The organism is Dactylosporangium sp. NPDC005555, assembly GCF_040605635.1.
Taxonomy (GTDB): Bacteria; Actinomycetota; Actinomycetes; order Mycobacteriales; family Micromonosporaceae; genus Dactylosporangium.
This window is the reverse complement of the sequence record NZ_JBEXDG010000016.1, coordinates 163848-178862: the sequence shown is the minus strand read 5'-3', so window position 1 is coordinate 178862 and position 15015 is coordinate 163848. Positions and strand designations below refer to the sequence as shown.

At 71.6% G+C, this 15015-nt stretch carries 12 protein-coding genes and 1 pseudogene; 10 read left to right on the top strand and 3 right to left on the bottom strand.

All coding sequences use genetic code 11. The annotated features are described in order from the left end of the window. The 8 genes and pseudogenes from ABZS58_RS20570 to ABZS58_RS20535 form a co-directional block, all read left to right on the top strand. Window positions 1–213, top strand: a pseudogene (locus tag ABZS58_RS20570) (carbohydrate ABC transporter permease); the annotation flags it as partial. 24 nt (window positions 214–237) lie between these two features. Continuing rightward, window positions 238–1515 (top strand): extracellular solute-binding protein, encoded by a 1278-nt coding sequence (locus ABZS58_RS20565; RefSeq protein ID WP_354783633.1) that lies wholly within the window; start codon window positions 238–240, stop codon window positions 1513–1515. Further along, window positions 1512–2669, top strand: coding sequence for a mandelate racemase/muconate lactonizing enzyme family protein (locus tag ABZS58_RS20560; RefSeq protein WP_354783631.1), 1158 nt, complete (start codon window positions 1512–1514; stop codon window positions 2667–2669). The genes ABZS58_RS20565 and ABZS58_RS20560 overlap by 4 nt, the downstream gene beginning before the upstream one ends. Beyond that, a complete protein-coding gene (locus tag ABZS58_RS20555; RefSeq protein WP_354783629.1) occupies window positions 2666–3385 on the top strand; it encodes an SDR family oxidoreductase in 720 nt (239 codons plus the stop codon). The genes ABZS58_RS20560 and ABZS58_RS20555 overlap by 4 nt, the downstream gene beginning before the upstream one ends. 14 nt (window positions 3386–3399) lie before the next feature. After that, a complete protein-coding gene (locus ABZS58_RS20550; protein ID WP_354783627.1) occupies window positions 3400–4848 on the top strand; it encodes a glycoside hydrolase family 30 beta sandwich domain-containing protein in 1449 nt (482 codons plus the stop codon). A 230-nt stretch (window positions 4849–5078) separates the two neighbouring features. Further along, window positions 5079–6425, top strand: a complete 1347-nt coding sequence (locus tag ABZS58_RS20545) for an O-antigen ligase family protein (RefSeq protein ID WP_354783625.1) — start codon at window positions 5079–5081, stop codon at window positions 6423–6425. Continuing rightward, on the top strand, window positions 6422–6868 hold the full coding sequence (locus ABZS58_RS20540; RefSeq protein WP_354783624.1) for a hypothetical protein: 447 nt from the start codon (window positions 6422–6424) through the stop codon (window positions 6866–6868). Before ABZS58_RS20545 ends, ABZS58_RS20540 begins: the two co-directional genes overlap by 4 nt. Window positions 6869–7467: 599 nt before the next feature. Continuing rightward, window positions 7468–8475: an RNA polymerase subunit sigma-70 gene (locus ABZS58_RS20535; RefSeq protein WP_354783622.1), complete on the top strand. Its 1008-nt coding sequence runs from the start codon at window positions 7468–7470 to the stop codon at window positions 8473–8475. Between the two features lie 209 nt (window positions 8476–8684). Here the strand turns inward: ABZS58_RS20535 and ABZS58_RS20530 are convergent, their stop codons facing one another. Continuing rightward, entirely contained in the window at window positions 8685–9272 is a 588-nt protein-coding gene (locus ABZS58_RS20530) for a dihydrofolate reductase family protein (protein ID WP_354783620.1), read from the bottom strand. A gap of 405 nt (window positions 9273–9677) precedes the next feature. Here ABZS58_RS20530 and ABZS58_RS20525 point away from each other — a divergent pair, with 405 nt between their 5' ends. Continuing rightward, the gene (locus ABZS58_RS20525) at window positions 9678–12014 is read left to right on the top strand and encodes a bifunctional diguanylate cyclase/phosphodiesterase (protein WP_354783618.1); all 2337 of its coding nucleotides are present in this window, start codon (window positions 9678–9680) and stop codon (window positions 12012–12014) included. A 39-nt stretch (window positions 12015–12053) separates the two neighbouring features. Next, entirely contained in the window at window positions 12054–13640 is a 1587-nt protein-coding gene (locus ABZS58_RS20520; protein ID WP_354783616.1) for a cellulose binding domain-containing protein, read from the top strand. Here the strand turns inward: ABZS58_RS20520 and ABZS58_RS20515 are convergent. Both ABZS58_RS20515 and ABZS58_RS20510 read right to left on the bottom strand, forming a co-directional pair. Next, window positions 13612–14232 carry a LuxR C-terminal-related transcriptional regulator gene (locus tag ABZS58_RS20515; protein ID WP_354783614.1) on the bottom strand — a complete coding sequence of 207 codons (621 nt, stop codon included), beginning with the start codon at window positions 14230–14232 and terminating at the stop codon, window positions 13612–13614. The two genes, ABZS58_RS20520 and ABZS58_RS20515, sit on opposite strands and share 29 nt — an antisense overlap. Before the next feature lie 129 nt (window positions 14233–14361). Next, window positions 14362–14958 (bottom strand): response regulator transcription factor, encoded by a 597-nt coding sequence (locus ABZS58_RS20510; RefSeq protein ID WP_354783612.1) that lies wholly within the window; start codon window positions 14956–14958, stop codon window positions 14362–14364. Between the last annotated feature and the right edge of the window lie 57 nt (window positions 14959–15015).

The following is a 15015-nucleotide window of genomic DNA, read 5'->3' as shown; positions in this document are numbered from 1 at the left end:
TGGAACGACTTCATCTTCGCCCTCACCCTCGCCGGACCCGACAAACAAACCCTCCCGCCCGGCCTGGTCAACACCTACCTCGGCGAGTTCGAGACGACCTGGCCGTCGCTGATGGCGGCGTCGCTCGTGGTCTCGCTGCCCGTCGTCATCGGTTTCGCCATCCTCCAGCGCTATCTGGTCGCCGGTCTCACCGCCGGCGCCGTGAAGGGCTGAAAACACCCCCTGGAGCCGTCCGCAATGCCACTGACCCGCCGATCCGCGCTCGGTCTGATAGGGCTCACCACCCTCGCCGCCTGCGCCCCCTCCACCAGCACCCCGACCCCCGCCGGCGCCGACGGACTGAAGGACGACGGCGTCAAGGAGTTCCCCCTGACGAGCTGGGCCTACAACGAGGCCGTCACCAAGGAGCCGCTGCAGGCCGCCGTCGACAGGTACACGGCCGCCAACGCCGGCACGAAGATCAGCACTCCTTCGTATCCGTACAACGACTACCTCAACCAGGTCCTGCTGCAGGTACAGGGCGGACAGCTGACCGGAGCGGTGCAGCTCGACGTCGCCTGGCTGGCCACCCTCGCCGCCACCGGCAAGCTCCTGGACCTCAAGAGCGTCGCCGCCGGGCTCGACTACGCGCCCGCACCCCTGGCGCTCGGGCAGTCCAAGGGCGTGCAGTACGGCCTGCCGTGGACCACCGCCGGCATCGGCCTGATCAGCAACACCGAACTGCTCACCAAGGCCGGCGTCACCAGCCCGCCGAAGACGATCGCCGAGTTCGAAGCCGCCCTGACCGCCGTCAAAGGACAAGGGATCGTGCCCTGGGCCGCGATGACGAAGGTCGACCAGCTCAAGGACATCATCCCGTGGCTGTGGGAGTTCGGCTCCCCGATCGTCGACGACGCCGGCAAGATCGTGATCGGCGACGATCCGAGCGTCGAGGCGCTCACCTGGTACAAGAAGCTCTACGACCAGAAGCTCATCGCGCCCGACGTCAACCGCGTCGACGCCCGCGCGCTCATGTCGCAGGGCAAGACCGCCTTCTACGAGGACGCCATCGGCGGCCGCGCCGCCGTCACCAAATCCTCACCCGACAAGGACCTCGCCGCCAAGATGGTCCCCGTCGCGCGGCCGGTCGTCAAAGCCGTCGACAAGCCGCGACACCTCGCCTGGGGGCAGATCGTCGTGGTGGTCAACGGCGCCGGCGCGGCCGCCGCCGCGAACTTCGCCAAGACGATCACCAGCGACACCGGCTACTCGATCCCGTGGTTCACCAAGGCCGGCCTCCCGCCGACCACCACCGCCGGCCAGGCCGCCGCCGAGGTGAAGAACGACAAGTTCGCCACCGACTTCACCGACCGGATCGGCGTCAACTCCAGCGCCAGCCCGTTCTGGATCTACCCGCAGTTCTCGCAGATGGAGAAGATCCTCGCCGAAGAGGTCCAGGCGATCCTCATCGGCAAGAAACCCCCGAAGGACGCCCTCATGTCGGCCCGTGACCGGATGAACGCGCTCATCAAATGAGTCTCACCATCGCCTCCGTCGAGGCCATCGCACTCGCCGCGCCGTTCGCCGAGTTGTACGACACGGTGCCGGACTGGCTCACGACCCCCGCTTCGAGTCATCGGGTCCTGCCGCGCCTCGGCCAGTACACCACCCTGGTGCGGATCCGGACCACCGACGGCCTGGAAGGGATCGGCGAGTGCTACGGCCTGCCCGAGCCGCGGGTGACGGCGACGATCGTCGGCAAGCTGCTGGCTCCGATGCTCGTCGGGCGCGACGCGGGGGCGTCGGAGGCGTTGTGGGAGCTCATGTTCGGCGCGCAGGCCGGCGCCGGCCGGACCGGCGGGTTCTACCTCGAGGCGATCAGCGGGGTCGACCTCGCCCTGTGGGACCTGCGCGGCAAGGCCGCCGGGCAGCCGGTCCACCGGCTGCTCGGCGGCCCGGTCCGGGAATCGGTGCCGGTCTACGCCAGCCCGATCCCGTTCCTGCCGGCGGTGCAGGAGTCGGCGGAGCGCGCCCTCGCCTTCCTGGAGCAGGGCTTCCACGCGATGAAACTCAAGCTCGGCCGCGGCGAGGCCACCGACCTCGCGCACGCGGCGGCGGTCGTCGACGCGCTCGCCGGGAGGGCCGCGCTGCACGTCGACCTCAACTGCGCGTACGACGTGAAAACCGCGATCCGGCTCGGCCACGCCCTCGACGGTCTCGGCGTGCGCTGGCTGGAGGAGCCCCTGGCCACGGACGACGTCGCCGGGCTCGCCGAGGTCCGCGCCGCCGTCAGAATCCCCGTCGTCACCGGCGAGAGCGAGTTCATCCGGTACGGCTACCGCGACTTCCTGCTCGCCCGCGCCGTCGACGTGGTCATGCCGAACCTCGCCAGGGCCGGCGGGATCACCGAGGCGCGGCGGATCGCGGCGCTGTGCGCGGCCTTCCACGTCACCGTGTCCCCGCACGGGGTCGGCTCGGCGGTCGGGCTCGCCGCGGCGCTGCAGTTCGCCGCGGCCACCCCCAACGTGCCGATCTACGAGTACAACCGGCTGCCCAACCCGCTGCGCGACGACCTCCCGGTCGAGAAACCGTCTCTTGTGGACGGTGCCTTGCTCGTGCCGGCGGGGCCCGGTCTCGGCGTCCAGCTCGACGAGTCGCTCGTCGCGAAATACGAGGTGTTCAGAGCATGAGAACGGTCGTAACGGGGGCAGCCGGCGGCATCGGGTCGGCCGTGGCCGCTCGGTTGCAGGCGGACGGCCACGACGTCGTGGGCATCGACCGGCAGGAGGCCGACCTCACCGACCCCGATGAGGTCGAGCGGGCCTTCGGCGCGATCGGGACCGTCGGCGTGCTCGTCACCTGCGCGGGCATCACCGAGGGGGCGCCGGTCCACCGCACCGGACCGGCCGATTGGCACCGGATCATCGACGCCAACCTCACCTCCGCGTTCCTGTGCGCCCGTCAGGTGCTGCCCGGGATGATGGCCGCCGGCGAAGGCGCGATCGTCACCATCGGATCGGTGCTCGGCCACACGGTCGCGCCCGGGTTGCCCGCGTACGCCGCCGCGAAGGCCGGGCTGGCGGCGTTCACCCGGCAGCTCGCCGTGGACTACGCCGCGCACGGGATCCGGGCCGTGACCGTCTCGCCGGGCTGGATTCGTACACCGGCGACCACCGCACGACTGAGCGACCCCGACGACGAGACCCGCCAGCGCGAGGCGCACCTCGGCCGCCTCGGCACCCCCGAGGACGTCGCCGCCACGGTGTCCTATGTGGTCTCACCCGCCGCCGCGCTGCTCACGGCGACCGAGATCGTGCTCGACGGCGGCGCGTCCGCCGTCCAAGCGGCAAGCCTGCTGCGGTCCGCCCCACGCGCCGCACTGGGCCTTCCACCACTTCACAGATAAGGAGTTCCACCGCCATGGCACTCACCCGTCGATCCACCCTCGGCCTGGCCGCGTCGGCCGGCGCCGGGGCCGTCCTCGGCGCCTCGGCCCGCACGGCGCCCGCAAGCGCCGCCGCCGCCGACTACGTCATCCGGCACGACCAGCCCCGGCAGACGATCTGGGGGCTCGGCGTCGAGCTGCAGTTCGACTCGATCGGCTCCGGCAACAACGGCCTGCCCGAGGCGACCACCTCGGTCCCGCACGACCTCGTCGCCGAGGAGCGCACCCGGCTCTACCGGGACATGCTGAAGGTGCGCCCCGACCGGGGATTCCGCTACTGCAGGCTGGCGCTCGGCCTGTACCTGCGCGGCCTCACCGCCGACCGGAAGAACATCGTCGGCCGCTGGCCCGAGCAGATGGCCGAGATCCGCGAGCTGATCCAGCAGTCCGCGATCGAGGGCGTCGCCGCCGAGTACTGGTCGCCGGCGCCCGCCTGGAAGTCCACGAACAGCTACATCGGCGGCACGCTCGCCCCGACCACCCCGGCGGCGCTCGACCAGTTCGGCGACGCGCTCGTGCGCGACATCGAATACCTGGAGGCCAACGGCATCCCGGTGAAGATGTGGGGCCTGCAGAACGAGCCGCACCTGACCAACCTGGCGTACTCGGCGTGCGGTTACTCCAACGAGCAGTACTACGCCGCGTTCAAGGCCGCCGCCGGGAAGATCAAGGCGCGCTGGCCCGGCATGCACATCCACGCCGACTCCAACGCCGGGCAGAACGGCCGCGGCGGCGCCCTCATCCGCGCCGACGCCACCGCGCTGTCCTATGTGGACGGCTGGAGCTGGCACCGGATCGGCGCCGACAGCAACGAGCAGCTGACCGCCGGCGCGTTCACCGGCAACGCGGCCGGGAAAGTGGTCTACAACAACGAGTTCGAGTATCTCTCCGGCGGCACCAGCGACTGGCGGATGATCAACACGGCGCAGTCCATCATGAACTGGATGACGTTCCAGAACTCGCCGACCTGGTTCTGGCTGCACGCGCTCAAACCCACGTACAACTCGGAGGCGGCGGGATACTCGCTCGGCTTCTGGCGCCCGTACGACGACAACGACTTCACCAGGAACGCGCAGATCGCCAAGGGGCACTGGGACTACAACCGGCAGAACTGGCACGCCGTCGCCGGCTTCGTGCAGTACCTGCCGTGGAACTCGGTGCGCCACCACGTCGACGAGGGCACGGTCCGCGCCGACCAGCGCATCATGGCGTGGAAGACGCCGCAGGGGAAGCTGGTCTTCGCGTTCACCAACCGGGGCACGGCATCCGTCACCTACTCCGTGGACACCGGTTCGACCCGGGCGTTCCACGGGCAGCAGTACACGCCTTCGCAGTACAACAGCGGCCTCGGAGACAGGACGGGCCCTGTCCTGACGCTCACGCTGCCGCCGAGGTCGATCCAGTTCTGGATCGAAAAGGTTTGATGTCCTTCGACGTCCTCCTGCGCGACGTGCCGGTCGTGCGGACGGTCGCCCTCGGTCCTGCCCACGGCGAGGGCACCCGTTCCGGCGGCTTTCCACGTTGCTGACTGCTCTTTCCGGCGCGCGAACGTCACGTACCACGGAAAAGGTTGTATCGGATTGAGGTCTGCGGATCGTTGCGGACATCGATACAGTCAACCGGCAAGGGCACCCTGACGGGGAGGGTGGTGCTGGTGGTAACGCTTGTCCAAAAACAGGATCCGGTCGCTTTCCACATCGTTCTGATCGCCGCGGCGACCGCCGGCGTCGTCGCCCAGGGCGGCTTCTATCCGCCGGGCAGGCTGCTCGTGACCGCGCTGGTCGCGGTGGCGTTCGGGCTCGCGCTGCACACCAGACGCGACCTGCTCAAAGGGCTCGGCCCGATCCTCGGCACCGCCGGCGCGGTCGCCGCCTGGGCGCTGCTGCGGGGCGTGACGAGCGGCGGTCTGCCGGTCGCGGCGGCCATCACGGCGAGCCTCGCAACCCTGGTCGCGGCCGTCGCGATGGTGCGCATCACCGGCCCCGCCGCCCGGCGCTGGATCACGTCCGGCCTGGTCGGGCTCGGCACGCTGGTGGCCGTCACCGGCTGGGCAGGTGTCGCGTGGCGCCTCGAGCGCTGGTCCGTGCTGGTCGAGTCGACGCTGTGGCGCGCCTCCTCCACCCTCACCTACTCCAACGCCGCCGCCGCGGTCCTCGCGGTCACCGCGCTGCTGGCCCTCGCGCTGGTCCTGGAGGGTCCCACCATCTGGTGGCGGCCCTGCGCGGCCTATCTCACGCAGGTGGGGCTCGCCGCGACGCTGAGCCGAGCGGGGGCGCTCGCCTTCGCCGCGGGGTTGCTCGTCCTTGCGGCGGCCGCTGGTATGCGACCCGTGCTCCGTCACGCGGTGCCGGCTGCCGCCGGTGCGCTGGTCGCCTTGGCCGCGCTGGTCCCGTCGTTCCCGGTCGCGGCCGCACCGCAGCCGCTGCTCGCCCTCGGCGGCCTGCTGCTCGGCGGCGCCGTGGCCGTCCTGCTGCCCCGGCTGCGGCTGGTCTACGTCGTCCTGGCCGGGTCGGCCCTCCTCCTCGCGGGGTGGCTGCTGTTTCCGGGCTGGGATGCCGTGCTGGCCAGGCGGGCGACCTTCGCCTCCCGGGGGCGCTCCGGGGCGACGTCCTCGGCGCTGGACCTGGTCGCCGCGCATCCCTGGATCGGCAGCGGCCCCGGGCAGGGGCGGTTCTTCTGGACCGACCACACCGGCCAGATGGTCGTGAGCCGGTGGGTGCACAACGAATACCTGCAATGGCTGGTCGACCTGGGCGCGGTCGGCCTGGTGCTGCTGCTGTCCCTCGGCGCCGCCCTGTTCGTCTTCGCGCGCCGGCGCGATTCCTCACCGCTGTGGGCCGGGGCGGTCGCCGCCATCGCCGCGCTCGCGCTGCACAGCGCCTTTGACTTCCTGTGGGAGCTGGCGGTCGTCCCGCTGCTCCTCGGTGTCCTCGTGGGCATCGCGGGTCCCTCCCACGGCGAAGAGTCCGCACCATCACCCAACGGGGAGGAAACACCATGAACGTCACCAGGTCCAAGCTCGGCGTCGCGGCCCTCGCGATCGGCGGTGTCCTCGCGTTCGCCGTCCCGGCCGGCGCCGCCGTCAACCTCCAGTCGGAGTCCCCGGGCGCCCCGACCGTGAAGATCGTCAAGCAGGCGAAGCTGAAGGCCAACGGGGCCGCGACCATCGTGACCCTGACCGTCACCTGCCCCGCCGGCTGGACCTTCTCCGCCAACGCCAGCGTCACCCAGACCGTCGGCAGCATCACCACCGGCGGCAGCAACCACACCGCCGACACCACCTGCACCGGCGTGGCCCAGAAGGTGAAGATCCCCGTGACGGCGTCCCCGGCCCCGTTCCAGCTCGGCGTGGCCTACGCACTCGGCGAACTGTCGGTCCGCAGCCCCAACTACTACTACGCCTACGCCAACACCGGCCGCGAGATCGTCAACGTCGAATCCTGACACCCCTGACGGGGCGCGCCGGCTCGCCGGCGCGCCCCTCCCAGACTCCAGCCGGGCATTGGCCAACGGTTCACCAACGGGGGTGGCCAATCCCCGGCTGGCTCCTGGTCCACGGCCGTCGCCGTCGCCGGGGATGCGAGCATCAGCGCGAACCGGCTGCCGGTCACGATCGACCGGCGACGCCACGAAGGGAACCCGCGCGCATGGCATTTCGACTGGACGGTCCGGTGCTGGAGGGCGCCGAAACTGTTGCTCTTCCGGCACGCGTTCGAGGTGTGGCAGGTGGCCCGGGTGGACCTGAAGACCGACGCCCGCAACGCCCGGTCCCGGGCCGCCATCTGGAGGCCCGGCTGGCGCCGCCGAACGCAGGTCCACAGTAGACAGCGGACCGGCGGTCCGGCCCGCATGGTGTGGCTCTCATCCGGCATGCGTCCTGCCTGATTTCGCACGTTGAAGTGGTCCCGGTGTCTGGGTTGCGGGGTCGGGCGGTGTCTTGATCCGGCCCACTCGCCGGTTGCCGCGAAGTTCACCGAACAGAATTCTTCCGCCACGTCGTCGGTTCTGGTAGCCACCTCGCGCCGGTGGAAGGATTGCTGACCATGACCGACGCTAGACCGCTGGGCGCTGACGAGGCCACGTTCATCGCGGTGGTTCGCTCAGGCGATACGGCGCGGTTCGCGCTCATCACGGAGCGCCACCGGCGTGAGCTGCAGGTGCACTGCTACCGGATGCTTGCGAACTACGAGGACGCCCAGGACATGACGCAGGAGACGTTCCTGCGAGCGTGGAACAAGCGGGAGTCGTTCAGGGGCCACGCTGCGCTGCGGACCTGGCTGTACCGGATCGCGACGAACGTCTGCCTTGACTTCCTGGAGAAGCGCAATGACCGCACACCCGTACCGTCCGGGCTGTCGGACTCCAGCTCCGAGGTGCTGTACCTGCAGCCGTACCCCGACCGGATGCTCCCCGAGGACCCGCAGGAATCGGTGGTGGCGCGGGAGACGATCGAGCTGGCGTTCATCGTCGCCGTCCAGCACCTGCCGCCGCGGCAGCGGGCGGTGTTCATCCTGCGCGACGTCGTCGGCTGGCCGACGTCGAAGGCCGCCGACGCCCTCGATCTGACCACCGCATCGGTGACCAGCGCGCTGCAGCGGGCGCGCGTGACGATGCGCGAGCAGCTGCCCGACCGCCGCCTCGACTGGCGGAGCCCCGCCGCCCACGAGCTGTCGAATGACGAGCGCGGCGTGGTGAAGTCATACATCGACGCCCATGAGCGCAACGACCTCGACGGGCTGATGTCCCTGCTGCGCGACGACCTGCGCTTCGTGATGCTGCCCGAGGCGGGCACCTCGGTCATCACGGCCAAGGACGCGGTGGACGGCTGGGTCTCCGGTGGGCTCTTCCAGCCCGGCTACGACGACTGGCGCTGTATCGCCACGGCGGTCAACCGCATGCCCGCCGCCGCGCTGTACCTCCGCGCCCCTGACGACCCGGAGTACCGGCTGTTCAGCATCGCGGTCCTGCACATCGTCGACGGGAAGATCGCCGAGCTCACCGGATTCGACGCCACCGGCAAACCATGGCTGGACCTGCCCCCGACACTGTGATCAGACAGGTCCCCGTCGTCGACGAGTCCAGCGGCACGGGCCGGCGTCACCGAAGTCACCGCGGAATGAGCACCCCGACCAGCTGAACACCAAACGCGACAACGCGAACACCACCGCCCCGCCGGCGTTGCCGGCGGGGCATCTTGATGCCCGAAGAACGTCAGGAAGGATTTCGACCCGGCCTCACGAACCGGGCAACTGGCCCGTGCTCATCGCCTCGTCTCGTATCGGGTCAGCACGACGCCGCCGGGAAATGTCCGCGTCTCCACGAGGTTCAGCTTCACCCAGCTGTCCAGCGCGGTGAAGAACGGCGTGCCGCCGCCCACCAGGACCGGCACGGTGACCAGCAGGTACTCGTCGATCAGCCCGGCCCGCATGGCCGCCCCGGCGAGCGTCGCGCCGCCGATGTCCATCGGGCCGGCGTCCTCTGTCTTGAGCCGGGTGATCTCGGTGACCGCGTCGCCGGTGACCAGGCGGGTGTTCCAGTCGACCGTGCTGATCGTCGAGGAGAACACCACCTTCGGCATGTCCCGCCAGCGGCGGGCGTACTCGATTACCGCCTGTGTGGCGCCGGGCTGCTGGTCGGCGGTCGCCCAGGGGGAACTCATCGCCTCCCACAGCTTGCGCCCATACAGCGCCAGGCCCGTCGCTCCCACCCGGTCGGACCACCACTGGAACAGCTCGTCGCTCGGCGGCAAGTCCCGTCCCTCATCGCCACTCCAGCCGAGGTCGCCGCCGGGCGCGGCGATGTAACCGTCCAGGGTCACATTCATGCCGAAGGTCAGTTTCCGCATCATGCCAGCCTCTCTCGTAAGTCGATCTCATACGTACAGACGGGCGCCGCGCGAAATACTCATCGGTGCGCGCTGCTGGCAGACACAAGGTCACCGCGCGGACATGGCCGGCCAACCGCATCCCCTGCGGCACGGCGGCATCCAGCAGGCAGCCTGACACCGGTCGGCGGGCGAACCTGGCGGGCGCCCACAGCCGGACACGTATGAACCTGACCCCCGCAACCGGTTTCCGGGGGCGGTGCAAAACCCGACCCGGCCAACGCAAACGCCCTGACCAGGGAACCCCTGGTCAGGGCGTTGTTGCCAGAGCCGCCTGACGGAATCGAACCGTTGACCTGTTCATTACGAGTGAATCGCTCGGCGGGTGAAGGCGAGGGGACGCCTCCGAACGGCCGGGGGAGTGCCGCTGTGCGTCGACGAGGTGAGGGTTCCGCTCAGCTGGTCAGGTCCGCCGCCGAATGGACGATGGTGGGAGAGGACCGGCGGGCGAGGCGGTGGACCGCCGTGCTCTGGGGGCTCGGCGGGCTGTACGGGCTCACGCTGGGCGGCGTTCTCGTCGCGATCTGGACCGGGGGCGTGCCGGTCGACGCGGCGGCGGGGGTCGGCAGCCTGCTGTTCGGCGCCGTCGGGCTGGTCTGTGCCGCGGTAGCGGCCCGGCACGGGTGGCTTGACGGGCGGACCCGGCGTGCCTGGCGGTTCATGGCGTTCGGGTACGGGCTGGCGCTCGGTGTGCCGGTCATCTTCACCGTCACGGGGCCGGAGCCGTTCCCGGCGGCCGGGGATGTGGCGCATCTGGCGTTCGTGCTGATGCTGCTGGTCGCGGTGCAGGCCTTCCCGCTGCACGCCGCCACCCGGAACGAGCGCCGCAGGCATGTCCTCGACGCGGCGACGGTGCTCGCGGGTGCGGCCATGACGATGTGGTACTTCGTCGTCGGGCCGTACATCGTGGCGAAGGGGGCGTCGGTCGGGACGGTGGTCGCCGCGGCCGCCTATCCCGCCGCTGACCTCGCGTTGCTGTTCGGGCTCGCCAAGGTGTTCCTGCGCGGGGCCGATCCGGCGTCGCGGCGACCGCTGGGCATCGTGGCCGCCGGGATGTTCGTGTACACGATCGGCGACGGCTACCTGGGGTACACGCAGGCCCACGCCGACCAGGTGGAGCGCACCGCGTGGCAGTTCGTCTGCTGGTGCACGGCATACTTCCTGCTGGCGGTCGCCGCGGTCGAGCAGAACCGCCGGGCGAGCCGCCGTGCCGCCGACAACACCAGGCCGCGGGACGGCAGGACCAGCAGGACCAGGATGCTGCCGTACGTGGCGATCGGCGTCGGCTACGCGGTGCTGATCGTGGCGGCGGTGCGGCAGGAGCAGGCGTACCCGTGGTCGGGGCTCGTCGTCGGCGCCTTCGGCATCACCGGGCTGGTCGTGCTGCGGCAGGTGCTGGTCCAGCAGGAGAGCCGCGAGATGGCGGTCACCGACGGGCTCACCGGGCTGGCCAACCGCTCCCGCGTCCACGAGGTCCTGGGGCGGGCCCTCGCGCACGGCCGGCGCTCGGGCCACAGCACCGCCGTGCTGCTGCTCGACATGGACGGACTCAAGCAGGTCAACGATGCCCTCGGGCACGAGGCGGGGGACCGGCTGCTGGTCGAGTTCGGCGAGATGATGCGCCGCGGCGTGCTCGGCGGTGACCTGGTCGGCCGGCTCGGCGGCGACGAGTTCGCGGTGGTGCTGCACGACATCGGCAAGGTCGACCACGCCGTCGCCGTCGCCAGGCGGATCGCGGCCGCCACCGAGCAGCCGATCGCCTTCGGCGGGCAGCGCCTGCGCGCGTCGGCGAGCGTCGGCATCGCGATCGCCGGGCCCGGCGAGTGCACCACCGACGAGCTGCTGCACCGCGCCGACCTTGCCATGCACCAGGCGAAGCGGCGCACCGGCGGCACCCGCTGGCAGTGCTGGGACGGCGGCCTCGCCGACGAGGCCGAGCTGTCGCTGGAGCAGGAGCTGCCCGCCGCGATCGCCGGCGGGCAACTGCGCCTGCTGTTCCAGCCGATCGTCGCCCTGCCCACCCGCGAGGTCGCCGGCGTCGAGGCGCTGGTGCGGTGGGAGCACCCGGTGCGCGGGATGCTCGCGCCGGAGACGTTCGTGCCGCTCGCCGAGCGCACCGAGGCGATCGAGGAGCTCGGCCGCTGGGTCCTGGAGCAGGCCTGCGCCCAGGCCAAGCGGTGGCAGCGGCGGGTGCCGTCGCTGCAGCTCAACGTCAACATCTCGCCGCGGCAGCTGGACAACCAGGGCTTCACCGGTGAGGTGCTGGAGATCCTGGACCGGACCGGGTTCTTCGCCGGGCATCTGGTGCTGGAGGTGCCCGAGAGCGCGGTCGTCGGCGAGGCCGACCCGATCGCGCAGCTGGAGGCGCTGAGCACGGCCGGAATCCGCATCGCGCTGGACGACTTCGGCACCGGCTACTCGTCGCTGCGCTACCTGACCCGGCTGCCGGTCGACGCGCTCAAGCTCGACAGCTGCTTCGTCGCGGAGCTCGACGGCACGTCGAAGGGCTCGGCGGTCGCCCAGGCGGTGCTGCGGCTCGGTCAGATGCTGCACCTGGACACGGTCGCCGAGGGCGTCGAGGGCGAGGCGCAGGCGCGCGAGCTGACGCTGCTGGGCTGCGAGAAGGCGCAGGGCATCTACTTCTCCGGCCCGGTCCCGCCCGGCGACCTGGAGCGCCAGCTCCCGGTGGACACAGTGGCGGGCTGAGGCGCTGCGAGTGATACTCGTCGCACCATGCGTGACTCTGTGCGTCTTCGTGCGGCCGTCGCACTCCTCGCCGCCACGGGGGCGACCGCGCTCGGGGTGAGCGGCGCCCTCCCCGGGGTGTTCGTCGTGCTCCCCGTGGCGGCCGCCGCCGCGCTCGCCGGCACCTTGCTCGGCCTGGCGGGCGCGGCGATCTGGCTCCCGGCGGCGCTGCTGCTGTGGTGGCTGCACCCTGATGTCGCTCTCGGCGTCGGTACGACCGCCGCCGGCGCGACGGATGCCGTGCTCTTCGGGGTCGTGGCCGTCGCCGGGCTGCTGCCGGTGCTGGCGCTGCGGGTCCGGCGGGTGTGGGCGGCGCGGGGAGAGCGGATGCGGATCGAGGCGCGGGCCGCCGCCGCGGCCGCGGAGCGCGCCAGGCTCGCCCGCGAGATGCACGACTCACTGAGCAAGACCCTCGACGCGATCGCCCTCGGCGCCGCCGCCCTGCCGGGCACCCTGGCCGAGCCGGACCGGGCCAGCCGGCTCGCGGCGACGCTGCGCGACGGGTCCCTCGACGCGGCCCGCGACGCCCGCGTGCTCATCGACGAGCTGCGGTCCAACCCGGCCGACGCGCCGCTGTCCGACGTCGTCGCCGCGATCGGCCGGGAATGGTCGGTGACCAGCGGCGTCGGGGTCATCCTGCACAACGCCGACGTCGACGCCGCGCCCGAGGTCGGCATCGAGCTGTGCTGGATCCTGCGGGAGGCGCTGCGCAACGTCGCCGCGCACGCGCGCGCCGAGCTGGTCGCGGTGACGCTGACCCGGTCCGGCGGCCTGGTGACCCTGGAGGTCCGCGACGACGGCGCCGGCTTCACCGTGCCCGGCGACCTGAGCCTGCTGCAGCGGGCGGGCAGCCACGGGCTCGTCGGGATGGACGAGCGGGCCCGGGTGTGCGGCGGGACGCTGACCGTGTGGTCGGGCCCCGGCCGCGGCAGCCGGGTCACCGCGGTCGTGCCGGCCGAGCCGGTGCCGGTCGCCGCGCCGCCGTCGCGCCGGCTGCGGGTGCTCGTCGGTGCCGTCGCGGCCGCCCTGCCGGTGGCGCTGATCCTGCCGTTCGGCGGGTCGGCGGACCCGCCCGGGCTCGCCGCGCCGGCCGTGCCGACCCCGTCGGTCCTCAGTGGACAGACGGTGGGCGCCGCGCCGTCCGTCCCGCCCCCGGTGACGGCGACGAGCGTCGCACCGGCCACCACGAGGTCCCCCAAAGGCTCCGCCGGTGTCCCGTCGAGCCCCACTGCTGTTCCTGGCGTCGGAGGCGTATCCGGTACCGACGCCGCGAACGCATGCAGGGTGCGCTATTCCAAGCGGAACGAGTGGGACCCGGGGTTCGTCGCCGACGTGGTGCTCACCAACACCGGCACCCGGGCGCTGGACGGCTGGTCGCTGCGCTTCGAATACGGCTCGGGCCAGAAGCTGACCAGCTACTGGGGCGCGGTCGCGACGCAGTCGGGCGCGGCGGTCGTGGTCGAGGACGGCGGGGTCACGCCGAAGGTGCCGCCGAACGGGACCGTCACCTTCGGGCTGCAGGGCACCTGGCAGGGCGCGAACCCGGCGCCGACCGCCTTCACCCTGAACGGCGTTCGGTGCGGCTGAGCCACTGCACGATCGCCTCGGTGCGGTTGTTGACGCGCAGCTTGAGGTAGATCTGGCTGACCCGGTTGCGGACCGTCTTCTCGGCCAGGTCGAGGCGCACGGCGATCGCCGCGTTGGGCTCGCCGGCCGCGATCAGCTCCATGATCTCGTGCTCGCGGCGGGTGAGCGGCTGGTGCAGCAGCGCCGGCGCCCGGTCGGCCGTGCGGTGCTGCACGTGATCGACCACGATGGACAGTGGCACCGGCGAGAGCCGGCTGTGCCCGTCGGCGGTGGCGCGGGCCGCGTCCAGCAGGTCCGCCCGCGTGTACTGGCCCTCCACCAGTAGGCTGCGCGCGCCGGCCCGCAGCATCGGCACCACGTCGCCGGGGACCACGGCGAACGCGACGACCAGGACCGGCGGCCGGGGCGGCGGCAGCGTGGCGAGCGCGGTCAGCTCGCGGATCGGCGCGTGGGTGTGCAGCACGACGAGATCGGCGTCGATCCGGCCGCCGTTGAGCACGTGCAGCAACGGGCGCACTTCGAGTGCCCCGGCGCACGGGCGCAGCAGCTCGGCGAGGCTGTTGCCGGTGGAGCTGATGACCAGGACCCGCATGCCGTCACGACACCACGGGTACGTCGCATTGGCAACGCTTCTCGAAACTCCCGGTGGGTGCGTTCGCGGTGTTTTTCGAGGTACGGCGCGGGACGCACCCAACGGATTTGGGTGTCCGCCCCGCGGAACTCAGGTGTTCCAGCGCCGGATCGCGCCGGCCCGGCTGGTGACGCCGAGCTTGGCGAAGACCCGGTTCACGTGATTTTCGACCGTCTTCGATGAAAGGACCAGCGTCGCGGCGATGTCCCCATTGGACAGTCCGCGGGCGATCAGGTCCATCACCTCCGCCTCGCGCTGCGACAGGCCGTGCCGCGCGGGCGTCTGCCGCACGGCGGAGACCAGCACCCGCGCGGCGCTCGGCGACAGGTGCGACTCGCCGCCGGCCACCGCGCGGACCGCGTGCAGCAGCTCGGCCGGGCCGAACTGGCCGTGCACCAGGAACCCGATCGCGCCGGAACGCACCGCGTCCAGCACCGTGCGGTCGTCGGCGCTGCGGGTCAGCATCAGGACCCGGCTGTGCGCGCTGATCGCCCCGACCACGGACAGGCCGTCGCGGACCGGCATGCGGTGGTCCAGCAGCGTGACGTCGGGGCGGTGCCGCCGGGCGAGCTGGAGGGCCTCGGCGCCGTTGGCCGCCTCGGCGACGACGGTGAGGTCACTGGTGAGCATTTCGCGGACGACGGCCCTGACCACGCTGTTGTCGTCGGCGATAAGGACTGTCGTCAATGCCGGGACCTCCTTGCGTGGTGTCCCGGTGTGCCACGGGACAAGCGTGCCAACGAT

Coding starts and splice junctions, on each gene's coding strand:
- ABZS58_RS20535 (WP_354783622.1), top strand. CDS start 7,468: ATGACCGACGCTAGACCGCTGGGCGCTGACGAGGCCACGTTCATCGCG.
- ABZS58_RS20540 (WP_354783624.1), top strand. CDS start 6,422: ATGAACGTCACCAGGTCCAAGCTCGGCGTCGCGGCCCTCGCGATCGGC.
- ABZS58_RS20530 (WP_354783620.1), bottom strand. CDS start 9,272: ATGATGCGGAAACTGACCTTCGGCATGAATGTGACCCTGGACGGTTAC.
- ABZS58_RS20560 (WP_354783631.1), top strand. CDS start 1,512: ATGAGTCTCACCATCGCCTCCGTCGAGGCCATCGCACTCGCCGCGCCG.
- ABZS58_RS20550 (WP_354783627.1), top strand. CDS start 3,400: ATGGCACTCACCCGTCGATCCACCCTCGGCCTGGCCGCGTCGGCCGGC.
- ABZS58_RS20555 (WP_354783629.1), top strand. CDS start 2,666: ATGAGAACGGTCGTAACGGGGGCAGCCGGCGGCATCGGGTCGGCCGTG.
- ABZS58_RS20565 (WP_354783633.1), top strand. CDS start 238: ATGCCACTGACCCGCCGATCCGCGCTCGGTCTGATAGGGCTCACCACC.
- ABZS58_RS20515 (WP_354783614.1), bottom strand. CDS start 14,232: ATGCGGGTCCTGGTCATCAGCTCCACCGGCAACAGCCTCGCCGAGCTG.